At 31.1% G+C, this 977-nt stretch carries 2 protein-coding genes and 1 rRNA gene; all 3 read left to right on the top strand.

Annotation, left to right across the window (positions count from 1 at the left end; translation table 11 throughout):
- A 5S ribosomal RNA gene (rrf, locus tag CDG56_RS16715) occupies window positions 1–109 on the top strand; the annotation flags it as partial.
- A 169-nt stretch (window positions 110–278) separates the two neighbouring features.
- Complete coding sequence (locus CDG56_RS17435) at window positions 279–641, top strand: hypothetical protein (RefSeq protein ID WP_227519092.1); 363 nt, start codon at window positions 279–281, stop codon at window positions 639–641.
- A gap of 64 nt (window positions 642–705) precedes the next feature.
- Window positions 706–849 (top strand): hypothetical protein, encoded by a 144-nt coding sequence (locus tag CDG56_RS17430; protein WP_227519091.1) that lies wholly within the window; start codon window positions 706–708, stop codon window positions 847–849.
- The last annotated feature ends 128 nt before the right edge of the window (window positions 850–977 follow it).

Below are 977 nucleotides of genomic sequence, written 5' to 3'. Positions count from 1 at the left end.
GACAATAGCAAGAGTGAACCACCTGATCCCTTCCCGAACTCAGAAGTGAAACCTCTTAGCGCTGATGGTAGTGTGGCACTTGCCATGTGAGAGTAAGTCATCGCCAGCTTTTAAATCTAAACACCCCTAACCTAATGGTTAGGGGTGTTTTTTATGGCAAAGAGTTTTATGTACTGCTCTTTTATTAAAATTATTATTCAAATTCTATGAAACAATTAGATTGGAAAAAAGATTAGGCTGAATTTTTCAATAAGTTAAAAGATCGCTATGTAGATGGATTGGAGTTCTGCAGAATAGCCTATGATCTATTTGAATATGTTAAAGAGCACGATCAAGATGGTTATGAGTTAAGCAAAAGACCTCGTAATATAAAAGAATTAATAGAAGAAATTCTTCCAATTTCAGTATATGTAAGAACTAAATATAGATTAGGAAATTATATTCAAGTATGTTGGACATCACGTACAGCATGTTTTGATGCTGAAATTAAAGTAATGGAGGAAAGTTATTTCCTAGAAGTAACTTGTGCTGTACACCCTAAAGAATATTTGGTAAGAGAATTATTAAATAAGCAGGGGTATTGTTATGCAGCTGATGGAGTTAAGAAGATTGGTAAGGATATAAATACAGAATGTTATTAGCTATGATAATCCTAGTTTTATTGAACATTTTGTAGATTTAATTGCTCTAAGAATCCATAAGAAAATGAGTAAAAATTATCCAGAAAACACAATTTTAGTTATTTGTTGCGAGTTAGATATAGGCTATTTTTCAAAAGAATGGAATATTTTAGAAGAAAAAGTTAGAGCTTTAAATATTGAACATAATTTCAAAGAGATTTATATATGATAGCTCTACTGAAAAATCATTTACTATGAGTTAAATTGAGTCAATTTATAGTGAATAGCCACCGATTTTGTAGACACCTTTTAGTTAGATAAAATGGCTAATTAACGAGGTGCTTATGAGCAGTAAAC

It is taken from the genome of Acinetobacter sp. WCHA39 (assembly GCF_002165385.1).
GTDB lineage: Bacteria > Pseudomonadota > Gammaproteobacteria > Pseudomonadales > Moraxellaceae > Acinetobacter.
Note: the sequence above shows the minus strand (reverse complement) of the source record. Positions and strands in the feature narration are given on the sequence as shown.

What these genes read in the sequence shown, in the direction of transcription:
- CDG56_RS17430 (WP_227519091.1), top strand. Translation starts at nt 706, where the DNA reads ATGAGTAAAAATTATCCAGAAAACACAATTTTAGTTATTTGTTGCGAG.